The 23,472-nt window shown below is 68.4% G+C and carries 22 protein-coding genes; 7 read left to right on the forward strand and 15 right to left on the reverse strand.

The window, feature by feature from the left end:
- Positions 1-124 precede the first annotated feature (124 nt).
- Complete coding sequence (locus VGN58_RS06840) at positions 125-1,381, reverse strand: formimidoylglutamate deiminase (protein WP_327482553.1); 1,257 nt, start codon at positions 1,379-1,381, stop codon at positions 125-127.
- A gap of 66 nt (positions 1,382-1,447) precedes the next feature.
- Here VGN58_RS06840 and VGN58_RS06845 point away from each other — a divergent pair, with 66 nt between their 5' ends.
- Positions 1,448-1,669: a hypothetical protein gene (locus VGN58_RS06845; protein ID WP_327482554.1), complete on the forward strand. Its 222-nt coding sequence runs from the start codon at positions 1,448-1,450 to the stop codon at positions 1,667-1,669.
- A gap of 4 nt (positions 1,670-1,673) precedes the next feature.
- Positions 1,674-2,900, forward strand: coding sequence for an imidazolonepropionase (gene hutI, locus VGN58_RS06850; protein ID WP_327482624.1), 1,227 nt, complete (start codon positions 1,674-1,676; stop codon positions 2,898-2,900).
- Between the two features lie 66 nt (positions 2,901-2,966).
- On the opposite strand, the gene VGN58_RS06855 is transcribed toward hutI, so the two are convergent.
- Positions 2,967-3,143, reverse strand: coding sequence for a 30S ribosomal protein THX (locus tag VGN58_RS06855; protein WP_327482555.1), 177 nt, complete (start codon positions 3,141-3,143; stop codon positions 2,967-2,969).
- Between the two features lie 138 nt (positions 3,144-3,281).
- The gene (locus VGN58_RS06860) at positions 3,282-3,689 is read right to left on the reverse strand and encodes a MerC domain-containing protein (protein WP_327482556.1); all 408 of its coding nucleotides are present in this window, start codon (positions 3,687-3,689) and stop codon (positions 3,282-3,284) included.
- Between the two features lie 90 nt (positions 3,690-3,779).
- On the opposite strand from VGN58_RS06860, the gene VGN58_RS06865 reads away from it, so the two are divergent.
- The 3 genes from VGN58_RS06865 to VGN58_RS06875 all read left to right on the forward strand — a co-directional run bounded on the left by VGN58_RS06865 (position 3,780) and on the right by VGN58_RS06875 (position 7,747).
- Positions 3,780-5,945 (forward strand): TonB-dependent receptor, encoded by a 2,166-nt coding sequence (locus tag VGN58_RS06865; RefSeq protein WP_327482557.1) that lies wholly within the window; start codon positions 3,780-3,782, stop codon positions 5,943-5,945.
- Positions 5,946-6,059: 114 nt separating this feature from the next.
- Positions 6,060-6,515 (forward strand): MarR family winged helix-turn-helix transcriptional regulator, encoded by a 456-nt coding sequence (locus VGN58_RS06870; protein ID WP_327482558.1) that lies wholly within the window; start codon positions 6,060-6,062, stop codon positions 6,513-6,515.
- Positions 6,512-7,747 (forward strand): MFS transporter, encoded by a 1,236-nt coding sequence (locus VGN58_RS06875; protein WP_327482559.1) that lies wholly within the window; start codon positions 6,512-6,514, stop codon positions 7,745-7,747. The genes VGN58_RS06870 and VGN58_RS06875 overlap by 4 nt, the downstream gene beginning before the upstream one ends.
- 174 nt (positions 7,748-7,921) lie before the next feature.
- Here the strand turns inward: VGN58_RS06875 and VGN58_RS06880 are convergent, their stop codons facing one another.
- Positions 7,922-8,410 carry a Fur family transcriptional regulator gene (locus VGN58_RS06880; RefSeq protein WP_327482560.1) on the reverse strand — a complete coding sequence of 163 codons (489 nt, stop codon included), beginning with the start codon at positions 8,408-8,410 and terminating at the stop codon, positions 7,922-7,924.
- Positions 8,411-8,423: 13 nt separating this feature from the next.
- Positions 8,424-9,830: a glutamate--tRNA ligase gene (gene gltX, locus VGN58_RS06885; protein ID WP_327482561.1), complete on the reverse strand. Its 1,407-nt coding sequence runs from the start codon at positions 9,828-9,830 to the stop codon at positions 8,424-8,426.
- 169 nt (positions 9,831-9,999) lie between these two features.
- On the opposite strand from gltX, the gene lpxH reads away from it, so the two are divergent.
- Complete coding sequence (gene lpxH / locus VGN58_RS06890; protein WP_327482562.1) at positions 10,000-10,746, forward strand: UDP-2,3-diacylglucosamine diphosphatase; 747 nt, start codon at positions 10,000-10,002, stop codon at positions 10,744-10,746.
- A 128-nt stretch (positions 10,747-10,874) separates the two neighbouring features.
- On the opposite strand, the gene VGN58_RS06895 is transcribed toward lpxH, so the two are convergent.
- The 8 genes from VGN58_RS06895 to VGN58_RS06930 form a co-directional block, all read right to left on the reverse strand.
- Positions 10,875-11,678 (reverse strand): ferritin-like domain-containing protein, encoded by an 804-nt coding sequence (locus VGN58_RS06895; protein WP_327482563.1) that lies wholly within the window; start codon positions 11,676-11,678, stop codon positions 10,875-10,877.
- Between the two features lie 17 nt (positions 11,679-11,695).
- Complete coding sequence (gene purF, locus VGN58_RS06900; RefSeq protein ID WP_327482564.1) at positions 11,696-13,165, reverse strand: amidophosphoribosyltransferase; 1,470 nt, start codon at positions 13,163-13,165, stop codon at positions 11,696-11,698.
- A 7-nt stretch (positions 13,166-13,172) separates the two neighbouring features.
- Entirely contained in the window at positions 13,173-13,784 is a 612-nt protein-coding gene (locus VGN58_RS06905) for a CvpA family protein (RefSeq protein ID WP_327482565.1), read from the reverse strand.
- A 43-nt stretch (positions 13,785-13,827) separates the two neighbouring features.
- A complete protein-coding gene (locus tag VGN58_RS06910) occupies positions 13,828-14,838 on the reverse strand; it encodes an SPOR domain-containing protein (protein WP_327482566.1) in 1,011 nt (336 codons plus the stop codon).
- Between the two features lie 67 nt (positions 14,839-14,905).
- Positions 14,906-16,249: a folylpolyglutamate synthase/dihydrofolate synthase family protein gene (locus tag VGN58_RS06915; RefSeq protein WP_327482625.1), complete on the reverse strand. Its 1,344-nt coding sequence runs from the start codon at positions 16,247-16,249 to the stop codon at positions 14,906-14,908.
- Between the two features lie 65 nt (positions 16,250-16,314).
- Positions 16,315-17,094 carry an energy transducer TonB gene (locus VGN58_RS06920; RefSeq protein ID WP_327482626.1) on the reverse strand — a complete coding sequence of 260 codons (780 nt, stop codon included), beginning with the start codon at positions 17,092-17,094 and terminating at the stop codon, positions 16,315-16,317.
- Between the two features lie 105 nt (positions 17,095-17,199).
- The gene (locus VGN58_RS06925; protein WP_327482567.1) at positions 17,200-17,844 is read right to left on the reverse strand and encodes a histidine phosphatase family protein; all 645 of its coding nucleotides are present in this window, start codon (positions 17,842-17,844) and stop codon (positions 17,200-17,202) included.
- A 110-nt stretch (positions 17,845-17,954) separates the two neighbouring features.
- Positions 17,955-20,123 carry a S46 family peptidase gene (locus VGN58_RS06930; protein WP_327482568.1) on the reverse strand — a complete coding sequence of 723 codons (2,169 nt, stop codon included), beginning with the start codon at positions 20,121-20,123 and terminating at the stop codon, positions 17,955-17,957.
- A gap of 182 nt (positions 20,124-20,305) precedes the next feature.
- Here VGN58_RS06930 and tdh point away from each other — a divergent pair, with 182 nt between their 5' ends.
- Positions 20,306-21,340: an L-threonine 3-dehydrogenase gene (tdh, locus tag VGN58_RS06935; RefSeq protein WP_327482569.1), complete on the forward strand. Its 1,035-nt coding sequence runs from the start codon at positions 20,306-20,308 to the stop codon at positions 21,338-21,340.
- Between the two features lie 73 nt (positions 21,341-21,413).
- Here tdh and VGN58_RS06940 read toward each other — a convergent pair whose 3' ends face one another.
- Together VGN58_RS06940 and VGN58_RS06945 are read right to left on the reverse strand one after the other, a co-directional pair.
- Positions 21,414-22,163 (reverse strand): TorF family putative porin, encoded by a 750-nt coding sequence (locus tag VGN58_RS06940; RefSeq protein WP_327482570.1) that lies wholly within the window; start codon positions 22,161-22,163, stop codon positions 21,414-21,416.
- A gap of 191 nt (positions 22,164-22,354) precedes the next feature.
- A complete protein-coding gene (locus tag VGN58_RS06945) occupies positions 22,355-23,422 on the reverse strand; it encodes a sulfate/molybdate ABC transporter ATP-binding protein (RefSeq protein WP_327482571.1) in 1,068 nt (355 codons plus the stop codon).
- Between the last annotated feature and the right edge of the window lie 50 nt (positions 23,423-23,472).

The following is a 23,472-nucleotide window of genomic DNA, read 5'->3' on the forward strand; positions in this document are numbered from 1 at the left end:
GGCGGCCATGCTGCCCCGCTCCGCCACGCGCCGGGCGGGGATCGGATGGAGCCCGGCGAGGCGGCGATGGAACCCCCGATCCGGCCGATGATCCACGCAGCGGCGTCATCATCCCGGCGCGGCCTCAGTCGCGCAGCAGGCGCCGCAGCGTTTCGCCATAGCGGCGCGCGATGCCCTCACGCTGCACATGCTGACCGTCGGCGACCACCTCTCGACCCGCCACGCGCACCCGCTTCACCAGCGGCCGGTTGCCGGCGAACAGCCAGCGATCCACCAGGTCCTCCGGCGTGGCCCCGACGAGCGCGGGCGCCTCCGCATCCAGCAGCACCGTATCGTCCGCCGCATGCCGGAAACCGGTGGCATCCGCCGCACTGTCCCGAACCCCGCAAAGCAGCGTTTCGCCGACGCTCGGCGAGGCCGCCGTCACCGCGATGTTGCGGTGACGCGTGACCAGGCGCTGGCCGTACTCAAGCCAACGCAACTCCTCCACCGGCGAGACGGACACGTGCGAATCCGAGCCGATACCCCAGCGTCCGCCGGCCTGCAGGTAGTCGCGCAGCGGGAAAAGGCCATCGCCCAGGTTGGCCTCGGTCGTCGGACAGATCGCCACGGTGGCACCGCTCGATGCGATGCCCCGCGCTTCTTCCTGCGTCAGATGCGTGGCGTGCACCAGCGTCCAGCGACAATCGACGGCGAACTCGCGCAGCAGCCACTCCACGGGACGCGCATCGCGCACCGCCAGGCAGTCCTGCACTTCGCCCACCTGTTCGGCGATATGGAGATGGAGCGGCGCATCGGCCGGCAGCGTCGCAAGTACCTCGCGCATGGCCATCTCCGGCACGGCGCGCAGGCTGTGGAACGCGCAGCCGATGCGCAGCGATGCGTCCTGCAGCGGGTGCAGGTCCTGCAGCAGCCGGAGGAAGGCCTCCACGGTGTGGCCGAAGCGTCGCTGGCGCGCGGACAGCTCGCGTCCGTCGAAGCCGCCGGTCATGTACAGCACCGGCAGCAGCGTCAGGCGGATGCCGGTGTCGCGGGCGGCGGCGATCAGCGCCTTCGACATGGCGGCGCGGTCGGCGTACGGCGTGCCATCCGGCTGGTGGTGGACGTAGTGGAACTCGCACACGCTGGTATAGCCGGCTTCCAGCATCTCCGCGTACAGCTGGGCGGCGACGGCATACGTGCTGTCCGGATCCATGCGCGCGGCGAAGCGGTACATGATCTCGCGCCAGGTCCAGAAACTGTCTTCCGGATGCGTCTGCCGTTCCGCCAGGCCCGCCATGACGCGCTGGAACGCGTGCGAATGCAGGTTGGCGATGCCGGGCACGCGCCAGCCGCCGTCGACAGCGGTGGCCAGGCCTGCGGTGGAATCGGGATTCGACATGACGGTGGTTACGGCCGGCGACAGGGGTGCGTTAGGCTACCGCGTCGCTCCGGCCAAGACACCTGCATGGATCTGTCGTCCACACCGTTCATCGCGATCGCCCTCGCGCTGTCCACCGTTGCGGTTTCGTTGACGGTGGTGGCCCTCGCCATGCGCGCGCAGAAGAAGAACGCGCGGGCGACGGACGGGGGTACCGGCGGTAGCGAAGGCAGCACGGGCCAGCACAACGATGCCGGCTGCGGTGCGGACAGTGGCGGTGGTTGCGATGGAGGCGGCGGTGGCGACTGAAGGCATGGACGCGCGTTGGGACGGCGTACTGGTAAACGCCCGCCTCGTCACCCTCGTCGGTGACGTGAGTTATGGCGCGGTCGAGGACGGCGCCTTGGGGTGGCGCGACGGCATGCTGGTCTTCACAGGTCCTCGTGCTGCCTTGCCGGCAGCGCCCGATGCACTGGCGGACGAGGTGATCGATGCGCAGGGCGACTGGGTCACGCCCGGCCTGGTCGATTGCCATACGCACATCGTGTTCGGCGGCGACCGCGCCGGCGAGTTCGAACAGCGCCTGCAGGGCGCGAGCTACGAAGACATCGCGCGCGCCGGCGGCGGCATCGTCTCGACCGTCCGCGCCACCCGCGCCGCCAGCGAGGACGACCTGCTCGCGCAATCGCTGCCGCGCGCACGCGCGTTGCGCGACGACGGCGTGACCACGCTGGAAATCAAGTCCGGCTACGGCCTGGACCTGGAGAACGAGCGCAAGATGCTGCGCGTGGCGCGCAGGATCGGCGAGGTCCTGGGCATCACCGTGCGCACGACGTTCCTCGGCGCGCACGCACTGCCGCCGGAGTATGCCGGCCGCGCCGACGACTACGTTTCCGCCGTCTGCGACTGGCTGCCGATCCTGCACGCCGACGGTCTGGTCGATGCGGTGGACGCGTTCTGCGAGCGCATCGGCTTCACCGCTGCGCAGACGCGGCGCGTGTTCGAGACCGCACGCGCGCTGGGGCTGCCGGTGAAGCTGCACGCGGACCAGTTGAGCGACGGCGGCGGCGCGGCGCTGGTGGCCGGCTTCGGCGGCCTTTCCGCCGACCATGTGGAATACACGTCGGACGCCGGCGTGGCCGCGATGAAGCAGGCCGGCAGTGTGGCCGTGCTGCTGCCCGGTGCGTTCCATGTCCTGCGCGAAACGACGCTGCCGCCACTGGACGCGTTCCGTGCCCACGCCGTGCCGATGGCGGTCGCCACCGACTGCAATCCCGGCACCTCGCCCCTGCAGTCGCTGCGGCTGGCGATGTCGCTGGCCTGCACTCACTTCCGCCTGACGCCGGAAGAAGCCCTGCGCGGCGCCACGGTGCATGCGGCGCAGGCGCTGGGCTTCGCCGATCGCGGGCGCCTGCTCGCGGGACAGCGGGCGGACTTCGTCTGCTGGCGGATCGACCGACCCGCGCAACTGGCGTACTGGCTGGGCGGAGACCTGGTGTCGGCCGTGTACGTGGGCGGTCGCGCGGTCGCGGCGATCTAGAAAAACGAAAACCCCGGCCGGGGCCGGGGTTTCGTACGCGCTGCCGGACCGGCCGGCGCGGATGGCTCAGGCCTTGGCGACGGCCTTCTTGGCGACGGCCTTCTTCGCCGGCGCCTTCACCACGGCCTTCTTGGCGGTGGCGGTAGCGGCCACGGACGCCTTGGCGACGGTGTGCTTGCGCGCATTGCCGTAGCTGGACGAATAGCGCTTGCCCTTGGCCGTCTTGCGATCACCCTTGCCCATCTCTGTTCTCCTGATTCAATGAAAGTCCGCCCGGGTCGGGGCGGTTGCGCGGCGACCACCGGATAGGGGACCGCGCGCGAGGCCGCAAAGCCTATCACAGCGGGGCCTCGCCGGCTCCTGCCGCAGGCTCGGGGAGGTTCAGTGCGCGCAGCTGGCGTCGTGGACGTGCCAGTGGTTCAGGCGCAGGTTCAGCAGGTGCGCCAGGCCGACCAGCATGCCGCCGATCGTCATCACGATGGCGTGCGGCACCACCGATTCGTGCAACGGCGCGTACAGCACGCCCGCCCACAGTGCCGCCAGGCCGACCAGCAGCATGCCCAGGGCCCGGAACACGCGATGCCGGCGGTAGCCCCAGATCAGGCTGAAGGCACCGAGGACGGTCACGAACACGACGAAGACTTCCTCCAGGCTCTCGCCCAGCCACAGCGACAGGCCCAGGGAGGGCGCGAGCGCCAGCAGCAACGGCACGACCGCGCAATGCACGGCGCAGATCAGCGATCCGGCGGCACCGAGTCGATCGAGAAAATGGCGGAACGAACGCTTCATGGGGGCAGTATGACTTCCGGGAGGGTTACATTGTCACTATTGGTATAATATAACATCATTCGTTATCCCCACATGAGCGACTCCGTACCCATGCCTTCACCCCGCCGTCCCGCCCCCCGCCCGCTCGCCCTCGCGCTCGCCCTGGCACTCGCCTCCCCCGCCGCGTTCGCCCAGACCGACGGCGACGCGAACGCCAAGGACCTCGACGCCGTCGTGGTCACCGCCTCTCCGTTGAAGGGCAACGCCGAGTCCGTCGCCACGCCCGTCGACGTGCTGTACGGCGAGGAGCTGGACCAGGCCAAGGCCGGCACCCTCGGCGAAACCGTGGCGAAGCTGCCGGGCGTGCAGACCACCTACTTCGGTACCGGCGTCGGCCGTCCGATCATCCGCGGCCAGGAAGGCCCGCGCGTGCAGGTGCTGTCCGGCGGCCTCGGCTCCATGGATGCCTCCACGGTCAGCGCCGACCATGCGGTCAGCATCGAACCCTTCCTCGCCGACCAGATCGAGGTGCTGAAGGGTCCGGCCACCCTGCTGTTCGGCAGCGGCGCCATCGGCGGCGCGGTCAACGTGGTGGACGGACGCCTGGCCGAGTCGATTCCCGACCAGCCGCTGAGCGGGCGCGCCGAAGTGCGCGGCAACACGGTCAACGACGAGCGCACCGGCATGTTCCGCCTCGATGGCGTGAACGGGAACTGGGTGCTGCATGTCGACGGCCTGGTCCGCGACACCGACGACTACGACATCCCCGGCGTCGCCATCCTGCACGACCACGAGGAAGGCGAGGAGCACGAAGAGGAACCGCAGCCCGACGGCACGCTGCCCAACAGCTCGGTCAGGACCAGGGCCGGCGCGCTCGGCGCCACCTACCTCGGCGACCGCGGCTACTTCGGCCTGGCCGCCAGCACCTACCGCACCGACTACGGCATTCCCGCCGGTGCGCACGTGCATGGCGAGGACGACCATGACCACGACCACGACGGCGAAGAAGACCACGACCATGAGGAGCACGAGGAAGGTCCCGTGCGCATCGACATGGTGCAGAACCGCCTGGACATGAAGGCGGGCGTGTACAACCCGGTCTCCTTCCTGGAAAGCATCAACCTGCGCGCCGCCTGGAACGACTACGAGCACGTGGAGCTCGAGGGCGACGAGATCGGCACGCGCTTCACCAACGAAGGCTACGACGCGCGCCTGGAAGCGGTGCAGAAGACCTGGAACGGCTGGCGCGGCGCGTTCGGCCTGCAGTTCGGCAGCACCGATTTCACTGCCGTCGGCGAAGAGGCCTTCGTCCCGTCCACCATCACCGACACGCTGGGCCTGTTCGTGCTGCAGCAGAAGGATTTCGGCCCGTGGAAGCTGGAACTGGGCGGGCGCTACGACCAGGTCAAGCTGAAGCCGGAAGACCGCGCGTCCACCGATTTCGATGCGATCAACCTGTCGGCGGCCGCCATCTGGCGCCTGAGCGACGGCTTCGACCTGCGCTTCGGCCTGGACCGCTCCGAGCGCGCACCGACCAACGAGGAGCTGTTCGCCGGCGGCACGCACGTGGCCACGCAGTCCATCGAAATCGGCGACACCGCGCTCGACACCGAGAAGGGCGTGCGCGCGGAGATCGGCGCGCACTGGCACACCGACCGCGTGGACCTGAAGCTCGCCGTGTACCAGACCAGGTTCAAGGACTTCATCTACCTCACCGATACCGGCGTGGAGGAAGAGGGTTATCCCGTGCGCCTGTGGACGCAGGACGATGCGACCTTCACCGGCGCCGAGGCCGAAGCGAAGATCCAGATCGCCGACACCACCGCCGGCGTGTGGGACCTGCGCCTGTACGGCGACTACGTGCGCGCGGAACTCGATGGCAGCGGCATGCGCACGGTGGCCTTCGAGGTGCCGCATGGCGACCACACCCACGGCTACGAAGTGGAGATCGCGCAGGGCGGCTACCTGCCGCGCATCTCGCCGATGCGCGTGGGCGCCGACCTGGGCTGGTCGCTGGGTGGCTGGCGCGCCTCGCTGGGCGCGGTGCGCTACGGCAAGCAGGACGATGTGGCGCAGAACGAAGCGCCGAGCGACGCCTACACCCTGGTGGACGCGCACCTGGCCTATCGCTGGGACCGCCCGGCGTCGAGCTGGGAAGTGTTCCTGGATGGCAGCAACCTGACCGACGAGGAAGCCCGTCCGCATACCTCGCTGCTGCGTGACTACGCGCCGCTGCCGGGCCGGGGCGTGGCGTTCGGCATCCGCGCCTACTTCTGATCCTCCTCTGACGTTCCTCCCCCGGGGCGGCTGGCCGGCATGGCAGCCGCCCTTCTTGACGCCCATTATGTGTATATACACATAATGGCGCCACCATCCGTTACCGTCGTTCCGATGCCTGCCACGACCGCCCCCACCACACCCAGCGTGTGCACCTGCTTCCGCCTCCGCCGCGCCAGCCGTCGGGTGACGCAGGTGTACGACCACGAACTGGCGGCCGTCGGCCTGAGCCTCAACCAGTACTCGATCCTGCGCCGCAGCGAGCGCGAACCGCGCGCGTTGGGCGAGCTGGCCGACGAACTGGGCATGGACCGCACCACGCTCACCCGCAACCTGTCGCCACTGGTCGACGCCGGCCTGGTGGCGACGGTCCGCGGCGATGATGCCCGCCGGCGCATGATCGGCCTCACACCCGCGGGCCGCGACCGGCTTGCCCGCGCAAAGCCGCGCTGGCGGCGTGCGCAGGACGTCATCGACGCGATGCTTGGGGACACCGGTATCGAGCGACTGCACGGCGATCTCGATCGCTTGGATGACCTCCTGCGCGAACATCTGGGAGACGCCACATGAGTACCGCCGCAGGCGCGACCGGATCGCGCATGCACTGGGGCCTGCTGCTCGCCGCCTCGGCAACCCTGATGATCACCATGGGCGCACGCCAGACGACGGGCCTGTTCGTCGCGCCGATCCATCAGGACACCGGCATCGGCATCGCCGCCATCAGCTTCGCGCTGGCGATCGGCCAGTTCACCTGGGGCGCGGTGCAGCCGGTGTTCGGCGCCATCGCCGACAAGCGCGGTTCCACCGGCGTCCTCGTGCTGGGCGCCGTGCTGCTCGCGCTGGGCCTGGCGCTGACCCCGCACCTGACTTCACCGTGGGGCCTGATGTTTACGCTGGGCCTGCTGACGGCCGCCGGTGCGGGCGCCGGGAGTTTCTCGATCCTGATCGGCGCCACCGCGCAGCAGCTTGCGCCGGAGAAGCGCTCGTTCGCCGCGGGCTTCATCAATGCCGGCGGGTCGCTGGGACAGTTCGTGTTCGCGCCGCTGGTGCAGGCGGTCATCGCGTTGGCGGGCTGGGCCAGCGCGATGTACACGCTCGCGGTCGCCTCGCTGCTGGCGATTCCCCTGGCCTTTCCGCTGCGCAGGAAGAAGGCGCCAGACGCCGCCGCGCCCCCTGCGACCGCCATCGGCGACATCACGCTGAAGCATCAGATCGCCATCGCGTTGCGCGACCGCAGCTACTGGATGCTGCACCTCGGCTTCTTCACCTGCGGCTTGCACATCGCCTTCCTGGTGACGCACCTGCCGGGCGAGATCGCGCTGTGCGGCCTGTCGCCGAGCGTGTCGGCGGCATCGATCGCGCTGATCGGCCTGTTCAATGTCGCCGGCAGCCTGGTCGCCGGTGCGCTGGGTCAGCGGATGCGGATGAAGTGGATCCTCGCGGCGATGTACGCCAGCCGCGCGGCGATGATCGCGCTGTACCTGATGGCGCCGCCGACGCCGCTGACGTTCTACGTATTCGCGGCCGCGCTGGGCTTCACCTGGCTGGCGACCGTGCCGCCGACGGCGGGCCTGGTCGGCAAGCTGTTCGGCCCGCGCTACCTTGGCACGCTGTTCGGGCTGACGCTGCTGTCGCACCAGATCGGCGGCTTCTTCGGCGCGTGGTTGGGTGGACTGGCGCTGGAGCGCTTCGGCGACTACACGTGGATGTGGTACGCCGACATGGCGCTGGCATTGATCGCGGCCGTGGCGAACCTGCCGATCCGCGAGGCGTCGCCGAAAGCGGTGCCGGCAGCGGCTTGAAGAGGATCATTGTGGGAGCGACTGTAGGAGCGACGTGAGTCGCGACCGCACGCCATCCGCTCTCAGGCATTTCAACGGACGCGACTACCGCCTGGAAGATCAAACGCGATGATGGTTTCCGGATCGGCGGACCTTGCGGTCGCGACTCACGTCGCTCCTACAACAGCGAAAGCCTCACGCCGCCGCGCAGCGTGCGCACAGTCCGTGCACTTCCAGCGTCTGCGCCTGCGGCTGGAAACCCAGCGCTTTCGCACGTGCATCGAGCGCGGCGACCACGTCACGGTCCTCCAGCTCCACCGCACTGTGGCAGCGGTCGCAGATGAGGAACGGCACGGAGTGCTGGGCGCTGTTGGGATGGTGGCAGGCGACGAAGGCGTTCACGGACTCGAGCTTGTGCACGAAGCCGTTGGCCATCAGGAAATCCAGCGCCCGGTACACGGTGGGCGGCGCATCGGCGCCGACGCCCTTGGTGGCGCGTACCCAGTCCAGCAGCTCGTAGGCTTTGACCGGCTTGCCGGCTTCGGCGATCAACTGCAGCACGCGGGCGCGGATCGGTGTCAGCCGCAGGCCACGCTCATGGCACGCGTGCTCGACCGCCGCCACGAACGCCTTGGCGTCGTGGACGTGGTGGTGCGGGTCGGTGCAGGCGTGGGCGTTCGGCATGGGCGATCCGGATTCAGGCGACCGTACCGCACTTGATGAGTGCGGCATCGATGCGTTTCAAGGCTTCGTCGCGACCGGCGAGGTAGACGGTCTGCGAAATGTCGGGGCTGACCTGGGTGCCGGTGATGGCCACGCGCAGCGGCTGCGCCACCTTGCCCATGCCCAGTTCCAGTGCCGCGGCCGCCTCGTGCAGTGCCGTCGAGACGCTTTCGGCACTCCATTCCGCCAGCGCCGCCAGAGACTCGCGGGCCTTCGCCAGCGGGGCCCGGGCCGCCGCGCCCAGATGCTTGGCCACGGCCGCATCGTCGTACGTCGTCAGCGGCTGGTACCAGACCACCGCCTTTTCGGCCATGTCCTTCAGCGTCTGCACGCGGTCGCGCAGCGCGACCACCACATCGGCCGGCGCAGGACCTGCGGCGAGATCGACGCCCAGCTTCTGCAACTGGTAGACCAGGTGCGGCGCGATGTCCGCCGGCGCATCGGTCTTCAGGTAGTGCTGGTTCACCCAGCCCAGCTTGGCCATGTCCAGGCGCGCGGCCTTGGAGTTCACGTCCTTGACGTCGAACAGATCGATCAGCTCCTGCCGCGAGAACAGCTCCTGGTCGCCGTGCGACCAGCCCAGGCGCGCCAGGTAGTTGATCAGCGCATGCGGCAGGTAGCCGGCGTCCCTGTACTGCATCACGTCGGCCGCGCCGGTGCGCTTGGACAGCTTGGCGCCCTCCTCGTCCAGGATCATCGGCATGTGCGCGAACTTGGGCACCGGCGCGCCGAGCGCTTCGTAGATGTTGATCTGGCGCGGCGTGTTGTTGATGTGGTCGTCGCCGCGGATCACCTCGGTGATGCCCATGTCCCAGTCGTCCACCACCACGGCGAAGTTGTAGGTCGGGTAGCCATCGGGGCGGAAGATCACCATGTCGTCGAGTTCGCTGTTGGCGATCTCGATGCGGCCCTTGATCAGGTCGTCGAAGGCGACCACGCCGTCGAGCGGATTCTTGAAGCGGATTACGCGGTTCGGATCGTCGCGACGCGGCAGGTTCTGCTCGCGTGCGGCGCCGTTGTAGCGCGGCTTCTCCTGCTTGGCCATCGCGGCCTCGCGCATAGCGTCCAGTTCCTCGCGCGTCTCGTAGGCGTAGTACGCCTTGCCCGCCGCCACCAATTGCTCGGCGACCTCGCGATACCGTTCGATGCGCTGGGTCTGGTAGACCGGGCCTTCGTCGTAGTTCAGGCCCAGCCAGTCCATCGCATCGAGGATCGCGTCGATGGCGGCCTGCGTGCTGCGCTCGCGGTCGGTATCCTCGATGCGCAGGATGAAATCGCCGCCGCGATGGCGGGCTTCCAGCCAGCAATAGAGCGCCGTGCGTGCGCCGCCGATGTGCAGGTAGCCGGTAGGACTGGGGGCGAAGCGGGTACGGCAGGCCATGGGGAAGCTCGATAGGCGGATCCTGCAATTTTACCCTGCGCGCGACGCATTTCCCCTTCCCCTTCAAGGGAAAGGCCGGGATGGGGATGGCGTTGCGCCTCGTGAACGACCGCACCGACACCATCCCCACCCAACCCTCCCCTTGAAGGGGAGGGCTTAGAATCGCGCCATGACCACGCTCTTCATTTCTGACCTGCACCTCGATCCAGAACGCCCGGCCGTGACCGAGTTGTTCGGCGCGTTCATGCAAGGGGAAGCCCGCACGGCCGACGCGCTGTACATCCTGGGCGACCTGTTCGAGGCCTGGGTCGGCGACGACGATCCCTCGGACACCGGCGCCTACGTCGCCGCCCGCATCCGCGAGGTGGCCGATGCCGGCGTGCCGGTGTGCTTCATTCGCGGCAACCGGGATTTCCTGCTCGGCGACGCGTTCGCCCGCCGCGCCGGCATGCGCATCCTGCCCGACCCGGCCGTCGTCATGCTGTACGGCAAGCCGGTGCTGCTGATGCATGGCGACCTGCTGTGCACCGGCGACACGGCCTACCAGGCGTTCCGGGCGCAGACGCGGAATCCCGCATGGCAGGCGCAGTTCCTGTCGCAGCCCCTGGCCGCGCGGCTCGCGTTCGCGGCGCAGGCGCGTGCCGCCAGCGCCGCGCACCAGGGCGGCATGAAGCAGGACAACCAGGCCTCGTTCGAGACGCTCACCGACGTGACGCCGTCGGCCGTGGAGGCGACGCTGGCGCAGTTCGGTATCGACACGCTGATCCACGGTCACACGCATCGGCCTGCCCTCCACGATCTCACGGTCGGTGATCGTGCGTGCCGGCGCATCGTGCTGGGTGACTGGTACGAGCAGGGCTCGGTGCTGCGCGTGGAGCCGGATAGGATGATGCTCGAGCGACTGTGTCCGTTGTAGGAGCGACGTCAGTCGCGACCGCATGCCTTGGCAAAGACGGACAATAGTCCTGAGCGGTCATTCGTCATCATTGAATCTGGCCGGATGCCGCGAGCGCGCAGTTGCTACGGTCGCGACTGACGTCGCTCCTACAACGTCTGCGCCTGCAGCGCCGCCAGCTCATCCTCATCGAAACCCGCCAACAGACGCGCCTCGATATTGAACGGCCCATGCAGGTAACCGCCGGCGTATTGCTTCAGCAGTTCGCGGAAGCGGGCACGCGGTTCGATGCCCCTTTGTGCGCAGTACCAGCGGTACCAGCGCGAACCGGCCGCGACATGCGCGACTTCCTCGCGCAGGATCAGGTCCAGGATGGCCACGGTGGCGTCGTCGCCGAGTTCGCGCAGCTTGACGATCATGCCCGGCGTGACGTCCAGGCCGCGCGCCTCCAGCACCCGCGGTACCAGCGCCATCCGTGCCAGGCCGTCGTGCGCGGTCTTCTCGGTCATCTCCCACAGGCCGTTGTGCGCATCGAAGTCGCCGTACTCGTGGCCAAGTTCGCGCAGGCGGTCGCGCAGCAGCACGAAGTGGCGCGACTCGTCGTGGGCCACGCCCACCCAGTCGGCGTAGAAATCGTGCGGCAGCCCACGGAAGCGGTAGGCCGCATCCCAGGCCAGATCGATGGCGTTGAGTTCGATGTGCGCGATGGCGTGGAGGAAGGCCGCCCTGCCCTGCACGCTGCCCAATCCGCGCCGCGGCAGATCGCGCGGATGCACCAGCGCCGGCTTCGGCGGCCGGCCAGGCGCGCGGATGGGCGCTGGAGGCGGTGCGTCTTCGGGGATGTCGAGTTCGCCGCGTGCGAACGCCGCAGCGTAACCCTGCGTCAGCGCGACCTTCGCATCGACGTCGGCCGCATCCAGGCAGACGCGGGCGGCCTCGAACAACGTCGTCATCGCGGAGCCGCCGCGTCTCAGCCGACGCGGCGCTTGCGCTTGGCTTCGTCCGAACGGGACTGCTCGATGCGTTCGAAGTAACCCGGTTCGATGCCCGTGACGTACTCGCCGTCGAAGCAGGACGAATCGAACTCCGCCAGGTTCGGATTGCCCTCGCGCACGGCGGCTTCCAGGTCCTCGAGATCCTGGTAGATCAGCCAGTCGCAGCCCAGCTCGCGCTCGATGTCCTCGACCGTGCGGTTGTGGGCCACCAGTTCGTCGGCGGCCGGCATGTCGATGCCGTAGATGTTGGGATGGCGCACCGGCGGTGCGGCGCTGGCCAGATAGACCTTGCGGGCACCGGCATCGCGCGCCATCTGCACGATCTGCTTGGAGGTGGTGCCGCGCACGATGGAGTCGTCGACCAGCAGCACCACGCGGTTGCGGAACTCCAGGTTGATCGGATTGAGCTTGCGGCGCACCGACTTCACCCGCTCGCCCTGCCCCGGCATGATGAACGTGCGGCCGACGTAGCGGTTCTTGATGAAGCCCTCGCGGTATTTCACGCCCAGCACGTTGGAGATCTCCAGTGCGGCGTCGCGCGAGGTGTCCGGAATCGGGATGATCGTGTCGATGTCGTGGTCGGGACGCAGGCGCAGGATCTTCTCGCCCAGCTTCACGCCCATGCGCATGCGCGCCTTGTGCACCGACACGTTGTCGATCATCGAGTCGGGGCGTGCGAAGTACACGTACTCGAAAATGCACGGCGCGTGCTTCGGCGCATCCGCGACGATCTCGCTGAACAGTTCGCCGCGCGCGGTGATGACGATGGCCTCGCCGGGCTGCACGTCGCGCATGCGCACGAAACCGAGGATGTCGAGCGCGGCCGACTCCGACGCGATGATGTACTCGGTGCCCTCGCCGTGCTCGCGCTTGCCCAGCACCAGCGGACGGATGCCGTGCGGATCGCGGAACGCCACCAGGCCCAGACCCAGCACCACGCTGACCACCGCATAGCCGCCCTTGACCCGGCGATGCACGCCGGCGACGGCGCGGATGGCCGCTTCCGGCGTCAGCGTGCGCTGCAGGTCCAGTTCGTGCGCGAACACGTTCAGCAGCACTTCGCTGTCCGAATCGGTGTTGATGTTGCGGCGGTCCTGCGCGAACACGTCCTGCCGCAGCGATTCGGTGTTGATCAGGTTGCCGTTGTGCGCCAGCGCGATGCCGTACGGCGAGTTGACGTAGAACGGCTGCGCCTCGTCCATGCCCTCCGAGCCCGCGGTCGGATAGCGGCAGTGGGCGATGCCCACGCGGCCTTCCAGCACGCTCATGGCCTTGGGGCTGAACACGTCCCGCACCAGCCCGTTGTCCTTGTGCACGCGCAGGCGCGTTCCGTCGGCGGTGGCGATGCCGGCCGCGTCCTGTCCGCGATGCTGGAGGACGGTCAGCCCGTCATAAAGCTGGCCGGCGACGTTCTGGTTGCCGACGATTCCGACGATGCCGCACATGGTGGATCTACTCCGGTTTCGACGCGGGCGAGGCGGTCGGTGGGGCGCGCTCCTGCGATGCGCCGGGTTCTTCCAGCGGCAGGGGCAGCAGATTTCGCAGGCGCGCATTATCGCCCGCCGGGCGCCCGTTGCCAAAGTCCAGTTCCTGCACAGTCCATTCCGGCAGCCACTGCGACAGCCACTGCGCACCGGGCAGCAGCACCGGCACCACGGACGAGCGATGCCATTCAGGTTCGCTCGGCAGATCGGTGAAGGCGGTCAGCAGCAGCACCACGCAGGCGACGAAAGCACCCCGTGCCAGCCCCAGCGCAAGTCCCAGCACGCGATCCAGCCCCGACAATCCGACCGACTTGACCAGGTGCCGGATCGCCCAGCCGGTCAAGCCCACGAAGATCATCACGCCGACGAAGCTGAGGACGTAGCCGCCGAGCAGTTCGCTGGCCGAGGGCTGGCCATCGCTCGACAGCAGATGGGCGACGTCGGCGCCGTAGTGGAAGGCCACCCAGCCCGACAGCAGCCAGGCGACCATCGAGGCCAGCGCACTGATGAAACCGCGCATCAGGCCGAACAGGGTCGACACGCCGACGATGGCCAACAGGGTCAGGTCGAGCGCGCTCACGCGGCGCGCCCGGGGCGATCACCTGTCGGGCGCGTCGAGACCCTCAAGGATGCGGACGCACCATGCCGTCGACGCCGATCTTCGTCGCGACCTGCGCCTTCAACCGGTCGGCATCGGCACGGTTGGCGACCGGACCCACGCGCACGCGGCTCAGCGTGCCCTTGTCGGTGCGGACCTGTTCGACGAAGGCGCTGAAACCGGCACCGCGCGCGCGGTCGCGCAGCGCATTGGCATCGGCCGCATTCGAGAACGCACCCAGTTGCACGGCGAAACCGGTGCCGGAGGCGGCCGGCTTGGGCGGTTCAACAGGCTTGGGAGTGGGCGCGGCCGGCGTCGCGGTCGCCGGAGCGGGCTTAGGGGCCGGCGGCGTGGTGGCCACCGGCTTCGTCTCGGCCGCGGCCGGCTTCGGGGCGGGCTTGGCCGGTTCCGGCGGAAGCGCCTGGGTGGTGACGGCCGGCGTGGTGGCCGGCGCCGTCGCGACCGGGGTCGCGGGCGTGGGCGACGGCGTCGTCGGCGTGTCGGCTGGAACGTCCAGCGTCACCACCTGCGCATTGACGTCGCCGCGGATCTTGATCGCATCCAGTCGTGCGGCTTCGGCCTGCGGACGGTCCGCGTAGGGCCCCACGCGCACGCGGAACGCGGGCTGGCCGTTGATGGTCGCCGGTTCCACGAACCCGGGCAGCTTGGCCTGCATCACGCGGGCCAGGACGGTATCGGCATCGGCGCGGGTGGCGTAGGCCCCGAAACTGACGGCGAAATTGCCTCCTGCGGTCGCGGCCGGCTGCAGCGTGCCGGAAGGCGGTGCGGGTTCGGCGGCAGGCGCGGCGACCTGGCCCTGCAGGCCCACGGCGCCGGTGGATGGTGCGTTGCCCGGCGTCACCAGCGGCAACTCGCGCGTTTCGAACTCGCCGCCGGCGGCGGGCGGCACGTCCAGCGGCACATCGGACACGCCGCTGTCGGGCGCGGGGCCCTTCACGAGCATCGGCAGGAAGATGACGGCCAGCGCCACCAGCACGACGGCGCCGATCAGGCGCTGTTTCAGGGCAGTATCCATCCAGGTCCACGGCAGCTGCGGCGGGAATGCCGCAGCGATTATACGGCGCGCCTCCGCGCGCTTTCCGTCATCGACCTGAATGCAGCACGTTCAATGCATCGGCCACCGTGTGGAACGAGCCGAATACCAGCACGCGGTCGCCGGGCGTCGACGCGGCGAGCGCGGCACGCAAGGCGCCGTCCACGTTCGCGTGCAGGCGTGCCGTCGTCGCGATCCGGTCGTCGAGGCGCGCCGCGAGTTCTTCGGCCGTCTGCGAGCGCGGTCCGGACACCAGACCCGCGAGGAACCAGTGCAGCGGCGTACCGGCGAACGCGTCGACCACGCTGCGCGCATCCTTGTCGGCCAGCGCGGCGAACACCACGCGGGTGACGCCAGCGATCGGACGTGCCTGCAGCCATGCCGCCAGTTCGCGCGCCGCCTGCGGGTTGTGGCCGACATCCAGCACCACGTCCACGCCATGGCGCTGGAAAGACTGCAGGCGACCCGGCAGCACGGCGTTCGCCACGCCTTCGGCGAACGCTTCGTCCGGCACGGCCTGGCCCGGCAACGCGCGCAGCGCGGCGATGGCGGTCGCCGCATTCGCGCGTTGCGACGGCGCGGACAAGGCGGGCGACGGCAGTTCCAGCTCCGCGCCGACTTCGCGCCAGCGCCAGCGCTGGCGGTCGATGGGCTCGTGGAAGAAGTCGCTGCCCAGCCGGAGTGCGTTCGCGCCGATGGCGTACGCGTGGCGCAGGACGCTGGAGGGCGAATCCACTTCGCCCAGCACCAACGGCTTCCAGGCGCGGGCGATGCCCGCCTTCTCGGCGCCGATGGCCTCGCGGTCGTTACCGAGCCAGTCGGTGTGGTCGATGTCGACCGTGGTGATGACGGCGACGTCGGGATCGACGATGTTCACCGCATCCAGTCGCCCGCCCAAGCCGATTTCCAGTACGGCCAAGTCGAGTCCTGCGCGCTCGAACAGCCAGAGCGCGGCCAGCGTGCCGAACTCGAAATAGGTCAGCGGAATGCCGGAGCCCTCCCCTTCAAGGGGAGGGCTGGGTGGGGATGGTGTGGCGACGCCGTCGGACACGCCCGGACTTCGTTCGACCCTCACCCCAACGCCTCTCTCCCGCGGGGACTTCCGTTGGTCGCCGACGGGAGAGGGGCTCAGGCGCGCCGCCTCCACCGCCTCGAACGCTTCGACCAATGAGGCGTCATCCACCTCGACGCCATCGAGGCGCACGCGCTCGTTGTAGCGCAGCAGGTGCGGCGAGGTGTACGCGCCCACCTTCCAGCCGGCAGCGCGCGCGATGGCCTCGATGAAGGCCACGGTCGAGCCCTTGCCGTTGGTACCGCCGACGGTGATGACGCGGGTGGCGGGTCTGCCCAGCGAGAGCCGTGCGGCGACCTCGCGCACGCGGTCCAGGCCCATGTCGATGGACTTGGGGTGCTGCTGTTCGATGTAGGCCAGCCAGGCCGACAGGTCACGCGATCCGCTCACGGCGAACGGCCCGCAGGTGTTGCGCCGGGGGAGGACGGCAGTTTGACGGCCATCTGCGGACGGGCGCCCTGTTCGGTCGCCTGCAGGACCAGGCACGCGTGACTGCCGGGAACGCCGCACAGCACGCGCGTCATCAGGAAGCCGCGCTGGCCGTCCGTCGCGAGCCGACGCCTGACGACGGAACGCGACGCGCCCTCGCCATGGATCCACCACTGGCTGAACTCTTTGCCGTCGGCGACCGCGTAGAGCGACACGCCCGGCGGTGTTCCCTGTACCGCTTGTACGTTGCCACGCTGCATCAACAGCGCGATCGCCTCCTCCGCGTTCGCGCCCGGAATGGGCTGGGGATCGGGCAGGTAACCCGGCAGGTGTCCGTGTTCGTCCACCGGCACCGCGGATACCCAGTCCTCCGGCGTCATCCGCGCAAGGAAAGGGTCGTAGATTCTTTCGTCACCGAGTCCGAAGTCCACCGGCATTCTGACGCGTGCCGCGACGGTGCGACCGTTCTCGATCGCGGGCGCGAACTTCCAGCTGCGCGCGGCCTCGATCGCGGCCGCATCGAGTGCAGGATGGCCTGCGGACTGTCCGACCTGCACGTCGGTGACCTGGCCGGTTTCCGAGATGCTGACGATCAGCACGCTGGTGCCGGCAAAACCGCCGCGCACCGCGTCGGGCGGATATCGCGGTGGCGGCGCCTCGATGACCCGGGGATCGACGCGTCGCACCGCCGTTTCGGCGAGAGCGGCGCACGGCAGCATCACGCCCAGCAGGGCCACCAGCAAGACTCTTTTCATCGGGTTCGCACCAGGACCGGATCGCGGAGCGCATCGTACCCGATGGCTCCGCATGCCGGCGGGTAACCCGCCCGTCCGGGCGGCAGGCTAGAGCGCCCGATGCTTCGCTTCGCCGAAGAACGGCGTGTGGTGCGCACAGTCGTTGAGACGCACGACTTCCAGCTGGTCGACCGAGGGGCCTTCCAGCAGGTTGAGCGTCGTGGGGGCCTGGCGGAACATCCACAGCCTGGCGATGGGCAGACCCAGGATGCGGCACAGCAGGACGCGGTTGACGGCATCGTGCGCCACGATCAGCAGCGTGTCGTCGTCGCCCAGTCCGTCGGCAGCGCGCGCCAGACCGCGCCACGAACGGTCGAGGACCTGGCGCAGCGATTCGCCGCCGGGCATCAGCACGGTGTCCGGCTCCTCGCGCCAGGCGAGCAGGCGCGCCGGATCCTTCTCCTGGATCTCGCTGGCGAGCAGGCCTTCCCATTCGCCATGGGCGATTTCCTGCAATTCGGGATCGGTGAGCAGCATGTCCGCGCGCGATTCGCCCAGCGCCAGCTGTGCCGTGCGTTGCGCACGGGAAAGCGGCGAGGCCACCGCGCGATCGATGCGCACGTCCTTCAACCGCTGGCCCAGCGCGGTCGCCTGGCCTTCACCGACCGGCGAGAGCGGGATGTCGATCTGGCCCTGGTAGCGGCCTTCGGCGTTCCACGGCGTTTCGCCATGGCGGGCAAGCAGGATGCGCATGCGTCGGTGTATCCATTCGGGAATTCGGTCCCGTTTCCTGGGGCCGGAAACGAAGACGGGAGCGGATGATAACCGCTCCCGTCCCGTGCCTGCCGGCTCGGTTGCAGGTGTTACTTGCCCACGCCCATTTCCGTCAGCAGCTGCGGCGCCGGGTAGACCTCCTGCATGATCCAGCGCATGTAACGGCCGTCCACGGCGATCATGCGGGTCATCTTGGGATCGAACACCCAGTTGGAACTGACCGACTCCCAGTTGCCGTCGAAGGCCAGCCCGATCAGCTTGCCGTGTGCGTCCAGCACCGGCGAACCGGAATTGCCGCCGGTGATGTCCAGGTTCGACAGGTAGTTGACCGGCACCGAACCCAGCCGCTTGTCTTCCAGTCCGCCATAGCGCTTGGCCGCCACCGCGTCGAGCAGCGCCTTTGGCGAGTCGAATGGATCCTCGCCGGTCTCCTTGGCGACCACGCCTTCCAGCGTGGTGAACGGGGTGTATTCCACGCCATCCCTCGGCGCATACCCCATGACATTGCCGAAGGTGATGCGCAACGACAGGTTGGCGTCCGGATAGACGAACTCGCCCTGGCTCTTCTTGTAGTCGGCCAGCGCCTGCAGGTAGACCGGACGCGCCGCCAGGTTCTCGCCGGCGCGCGTCTTGCGCTCCTGTTCGAGCTTCAGCAGCGTGGGCATCACCGCGACGGCGTACTGGATCGCCGGATCCTTGCTGGCCTCGAACGCCTTGCGGTCGGCGGCGAACCACGTCAGGCGCTCTTCCGTGCTGCCGAGCTTCGTGCCGGCCAGCCGGTCGAGCGCTCGCTTCACAGCCGCCGCATCGTTGCCGCCCAGCCAGGTGTCCACTGCCGCGACGCGCTGGTCGGCCGGCAGTTTGAGGTACTCGCTCAACCAGTATTCCTGCAGCTGGCGATCCATCGCGGCGACATAGCGGCGCTCGAGCTGCTTCAGGCCGCCCTCGATGGCCGGCAGGTCGCGTTCCTGGTAGCCGGATTCGCGCTCCGCGTTCGGCTTTTCGCGTTCGATCGCCAGGCGGTACAGCTGCGTCGCCGAACCCACCATCGCCGTGTTGTTGAACATCGCCAGGGTCAGGTCGCGCTCGCGCGTCGCCTTGTTCTGTTCGAGCAGCGCCAGCAGCGTGGCGTGGGCGTCCAGCGCGGGCTGGCCCTTGGCGCCCTGCCCCTTCAGCCACGCCAGCACGGCGGCTTCCTCGCGCTGCTTCTGGCCGGCGGCGTCGATCCGCTTGAAGCCTTCCAGCTGGCCGTCGTAGTTCTTGCTGGTGTTGTTCCAGCTGGCCATGGTCGCGGCGTACTTCACCTGGATGTCGGCGTTCTTCTTGCCGGCGTCCTGCACCATCGCGATCTGGTTCTTGTAGTGGCGCGCGATGGTCGGGTAGGTCCACGCGGCGGTGTTGTCGAATTCGGCCGCCAGCGCGTAGCGGTTGGTCGAACCCGGATAGCCGGCCACCATCACGAAGTCGCCCTCGCCCAGCGGCTTGTCGGCGAACGTCAGCCAGTGCTTCGGCCGGTACGGCACGTTGTCCTTCGAGTACGCCGCCGGCTTGCCGTCCTTGCCCACGTAGGCGCGGTAGAACGCGAAATCGCCGGTGTGGCGCGGCCACATCCAGTTGTCGATGTCGCCGCCGAACTTGCCCACGCTGCCCGGCGGCGCGTACGCCAGGCGCACGTCCTTGATCTCCAGGTTCTTGAACAGGCGGTAGGTGTTGCCACCGGAGAAGCTGTAGAGGCGGCAGCGGAAGCCGGCGTCGGACTCGCAGTCGGCGATCAGCTTCTTCTCGAACGCCTCCAGCGCCTTGGTGCGCGCCAGTGCATCGTCGCCTGCGGAGGCGATGGCCGCCTTCGCGTCCTTGGTCACGTCGGTGATCTCGTCCAGCACGAACACGCGTGCATTCGGGCCGGCGCTGACTTCGTCCGTGGTGGCCGGCGCGTTGAAGCCGTTCTTGATCAGATTGTTCTCGGCGGTCGAGTTCAGCTGGATCGCGCCGTACGCGCAGTGGTGATTGGTCACCACCAGGCCGTTCGGCGACACGAAGCTGGCGGTGCAACCGCCCAGCGCGACCACCGCGCCCATCGGGTCGCCGGTGAGGTCGGCCAGCTGCTGCGGCGACAGCTTCAGGCCGGCCTTCTTCAGCGGTCCCGCGATCTCGGGCAACTGCTGCGGCACCCACATGCCTTCGCCGGCATGGGCGAGCTGGGCGGCGAGCAGGGACAAGGGAACCGCGATGGCGGCGGCGAGCAGGTTCGGACGCATGGAAACCCCGGGACTGGCAGGAAAGTCCCGATTGTAATGAACCCGTCATCCGGGCCGACCATGACTTATGTCCTAGGCCGCCGGGACGCAACGGAGGTCCTGGCTGTCAAGGACCGCCGCAACAGGGGCCCACGGGACCGCAGCGTATAATCCGCGCCCTCTTTCTCCTGGATCGACGTCCGATGGCTCAGACGATGAAGGCGCTGGTGAAGCGCGAGGCCGGCAAAGGCATCTGGATGGAGGAGCTGCCGGTTCCGCAGCCCGGTCCCAACGAGGTGCTGGTCAAGCTGGAGAAGACCGCCATCTGCGGCACCGACCTGCACATCTACCTGTGGGACGAGTGGAGCCAGCGCACCATCACGCCCGGCCTGACCATCGGCCACGAGTTCGTCGGTCGCATCGCCCAGCTGGGTTCCGCCGTGACCGGCTACGAGGTCGGCCAGCGCGTGTCGGCCGAGGGCCACATCGTCTGCGGCCACTGCCGCAACTGCCGCGGCGGCCGCCAGCACCTGTGCCCGAACACCGTCGGCATAGGCGTGAACCGCAACGGCGCCTTCGCCGAGTACATGGTGATGCCGGCCAGCAACCTGTGGCCGATCCCGGACCAGATCCCGTCCGAGCTGGCCGCGTTCTTCGACCCGTACGGCAACGCCGCGCACTGCGCGCTGGAGTTCGACGTGGTGGGCGAGGACGTGCTGATCACCGGCGCCGGCCCCATCGGCATCATCGCCGCCGGCATCTGCAAGCACATCGGCGCACGCAACGTGGTGGTCACCGACGTCAACGATTTCCGCCTGAAGCTGGCCGCCGACATGGGCGCCACCCGCGTGGTCAACGTGGCCAACACCTCGCTGAAGGACGTGATGGCCGACCTGCACATGGAAGGCTTCGACGTGGGCCTGGAGATGAGCGGCAACCCGCGCGCCTTCAACGACATGCTCGACTGCATGTACCACGGCGGCAAGATCGCGATGCTCGGCATCATGCCCAGGGGCGCCGGCTGCGACTGGGACAAGATCATCTTCAAGGGCCTCACCGTGCAGGGCATCTACGGCCGCAAGATGTACGAGACCTGGTACAAGATGACGCAGCTCGTCTTGAGCGGCTTCCCGCTCGGCAAGGTGCTGACGCACCAGTTGCCGATCGACGATTTCCAGAAGGGTTTCGACCTGATGGAACAGGGCAAGGCCGGCAAGGTGGTGTTGAGCTGGAACTGAGTCGGCGTCGCGATGCCACGAAAAAAAGGGCGCCCTACGGCGCCCTTTTTCTTTTCCGGAACGGGATGCGTGCTTACGGAACTTCGACCGCGATGGTGAACACCAGACCCGGCTTGTAGATGTCCGAGCCGCGGCGCAGTTCGGAGGCGTCCGATCCGAAGGTGTCGTAATAGCCCAGCGTTGCGGTGGCCGGGCCGAACCCCTTCGACAGGGTGACCGAGCCGTCGTAGAAGTCGGCACGGCCGTCGCTGCCGGCGTCGATCGAGGTGTAGCCGGTCGAGGCGCCCAGCGAGAATCCGGAGTCGCCGATGTCGTAGCTCGCCGACAGGCCGGCGTAGATCTCTTCGGCGCCTGTGTTGCTGTAGTCGTCGGCATACGCGAGGATGCCGCCGACCGTCACCGGGCCACTCCACTCCAGCTTGGCGATGTACTCGTTGTAGTCGATGTCGCCGTAGCCGTCGGACGCGCCTTCGTAGGTATAGCGGTTCACGGCCAGGTCGAGGTTCCAGCTGTCGCTGAGATCCTTGTTCCAGCCCACGAAGTAGTCCACTTCGAAATCCGGGCCGCCGGCGCCGAAATCCACGTTGGACGCCCACACACCGGCGTAAAGGCCGAACGGTGCCGAGTAGCTGGCGCCGGCCTGGAATGCCGGGCCGTTGTCGGTCTGCGACACGCCACGGAAGACGTAGTCTGTCGTCGCCGCGAAGGTGGCGCTGAAAGGCGAGGACGCCTCTTCCTCTTCGGCCTCCTGCGCGAATGCCGCCAGCGGCAGGGACAGCAGCAGGACGGTGGCAAGGGCGGTGCAGAGCTTGACGGGCTTCATCCGGTTTCTCCTGTGGCGGTGAGGATGGGCGTGGGCAGGTGCGTCGTGGATCGCCAGACGACTGTCATCACGACTTCACTATTTTTTAACTGCGAGCCGATAGTGCGCCGCACCAATCACTGGCGTCAAGTGCTGGATGAAGCCACCGGAAATTGGTTTCTTTTTCAATCAATTCAGCAGCTTATGTCGCCTCATGCTGGTGCCGCCGCACCGTCGCGGGGAAACCATCCGAACCGTTTTGGTGCCAAGCGCACCGGTTGGCCGGCAGCGGTCGCAGGGCCCTCGCTGTGGGCGGGAAGATCCACGTCGACCTCCACGCCGCTGTCCGCCAGACGCGCGCGCAAGCGAAGGCGCGGGCCGCTGCGCTGCGCACCGACGATGGTGGCCGTCCAGGCGGGCGCACCTTCCGGCTCCACCAGATGCAGGTCCTCGGGCCGCACGTACACCTCGGCGTCGCCCTCGCCCGCGTGACCATGCGGCTGCAGCGGCAGCCCTCCGACCTGGAGTGATCCTTCCTGCCAATGGCCGGGCACCCGGTTCACTGCGCCCACGAACGAATAGACGAACGGCGATGCCGGCACGTCGTAGGCATCGGCGGGGCTACCCAGTTGTTCGATCCGACCGCGGTTGAGGATGGCGACGCGGTCGGCGAGTTCCAGCGCTTCTTCCTGATCGTGGGTCACGAAGATCGTGGTCAGGCCCGTGCGGTCGTGCAACTCGCGCAGCCAGCGCCGCAGGTCGCGTCGTACCTGCGCATCGAGCGCGCCGAACGGTTCGTCCAGCAGCAGCACGCGTGGTTCGATGGCCAGCGCACGCGCCAGGGCGACGCGCTGCCGTTGGCCGCCGGAGAGTTGCGACGGATAGCGCGCACCGAAGCCATCCAATTGCACCAGCGAGAGCAGCTCGGCCACGCGCGCACGGATCGTCGCATCGGGCACGCGATCGCGCCCCTTGCGCACGCGCAGGCCGAAGGCGATGTTCTCCTCCACCGTCAGGTGCCGGAACAGTGCGTAGTGCTGGAACACGAAACCGGCACGACGCGCCTGCACGCTGAGGCGGGTCGCGTCCTCGCCATCGAACAGCACGCGCCCGCGGTCGGCATGTTCCAGGCCGGCGATCACGCGCAGCAGCGTGGTCTTGCCCGACCCCGACGGTCCCAGCAAGGCCAGCAGCTCGCCCTGGCGGATCTCCAGCGAAACGTCATCCAGCGCCGCGAAGTCGCCAAACCGCTTGCCGAGATGTTCAATCCTGATCGTCATGTCCTGCACTCCTGCTTACTGCTTTTTTTGACACAGATAAGAGCGAAAAG

It is taken from the genome of Pseudoxanthomonas sp. (assembly GCF_035999195.1).
In the GTDB taxonomy this organism is placed as follows: domain Bacteria; phylum Pseudomonadota; class Gammaproteobacteria; order Xanthomonadales; family Xanthomonadaceae; genus Pseudoxanthomonas_A.

Coding starts and splice junctions, on each gene's coding strand:
- VGN58_RS06840 (WP_327482553.1), bottom strand. CDS start 1,381: ATGTCGAATCCCGATTCCACCGCAGGCCTGGCCACCGCTGTCGACGGC.
- VGN58_RS06845 (WP_327482554.1), top strand. CDS start 1,448: ATGGATCTGTCGTCCACACCGTTCATCGCGATCGCCCTCGCGCTGTCC.
- hutI (WP_327482624.1), top strand. CDS start 1,674: ATGGACGCGCGTTGGGACGGCGTACTGGTAAACGCCCGCCTCGTCACC.
- VGN58_RS06855 (WP_327482555.1), bottom strand. CDS start 3,143: ATGGGCAAGGGTGATCGCAAGACGGCCAAGGGCAAGCGCTATTCGTCC.
- VGN58_RS06860 (WP_327482556.1), bottom strand. CDS start 3,689: ATGAAGCGTTCGTTCCGCCATTTTCTCGATCGACTCGGTGCCGCCGGA.
- VGN58_RS06865 (WP_327482557.1), top strand. CDS start 3,780: ATGCCTTCACCCCGCCGTCCCGCCCCCCGCCCGCTCGCCCTCGCGCTC.
- VGN58_RS06870 (WP_327482558.1), top strand. CDS start 6,060: ATGCCTGCCACGACCGCCCCCACCACACCCAGCGTGTGCACCTGCTTC.
- VGN58_RS06875 (WP_327482559.1), top strand. CDS start 6,512: ATGAGTACCGCCGCAGGCGCGACCGGATCGCGCATGCACTGGGGCCTG.
- VGN58_RS06880 (WP_327482560.1), bottom strand. CDS start 8,410: ATGCCGAACGCCCACGCCTGCACCGACCCGCACCACCACGTCCACGAC.
- gltX (WP_327482561.1), bottom strand. CDS start 9,830: ATGGCCTGCCGTACCCGCTTCGCCCCCAGTCCTACCGGCTACCTGCAC.
- lpxH (WP_327482562.1), top strand. CDS start 10,000: ATGACCACGCTCTTCATTTCTGACCTGCACCTCGATCCAGAACGCCCG.
- VGN58_RS06895 (WP_327482563.1), bottom strand. CDS start 11,678: ATGACGACGTTGTTCGAGGCCGCCCGCGTCTGCCTGGATGCGGCCGAC.
- purF (WP_327482564.1), bottom strand. CDS start 13,165: ATGTGCGGCATCGTCGGAATCGTCGGCAACCAGAACGTCGCCGGCCAG.
- VGN58_RS06910 (WP_327482566.1), bottom strand. CDS start 14,838: ATGGATACTGCCCTGAAACAGCGCCTGATCGGCGCCGTCGTGCTGGTG.
- VGN58_RS06915 (WP_327482625.1), bottom strand. CDS start 16,249: ATGGGCCTGGACCGCGTGCGCGAGGTCGCCGCACGGCTCTCGCTGGGC.
- VGN58_RS06925 (WP_327482567.1), bottom strand. CDS start 17,844: ATGCGCATCCTGCTTGCCCGCCATGGCGAAACGCCGTGGAACGCCGAA.
- VGN58_RS06930 (WP_327482568.1), bottom strand. CDS start 20,123: ATGCGTCCGAACCTGCTCGCCGCCGCCATCGCGGTTCCCTTGTCCCTG.
- tdh (WP_327482569.1), top strand. CDS start 20,306: ATGGCTCAGACGATGAAGGCGCTGGTGAAGCGCGAGGCCGGCAAAGGC.
- VGN58_RS06940 (WP_327482570.1), bottom strand. CDS start 22,163: ATGAAGCCCGTCAAGCTCTGCACCGCCCTTGCCACCGTCCTGCTGCTG.
- VGN58_RS06945 (WP_327482571.1), bottom strand. CDS start 23,422: ATGACGATCAGGATTGAACATCTCGGCAAGCGGTTTGGCGACTTCGCG.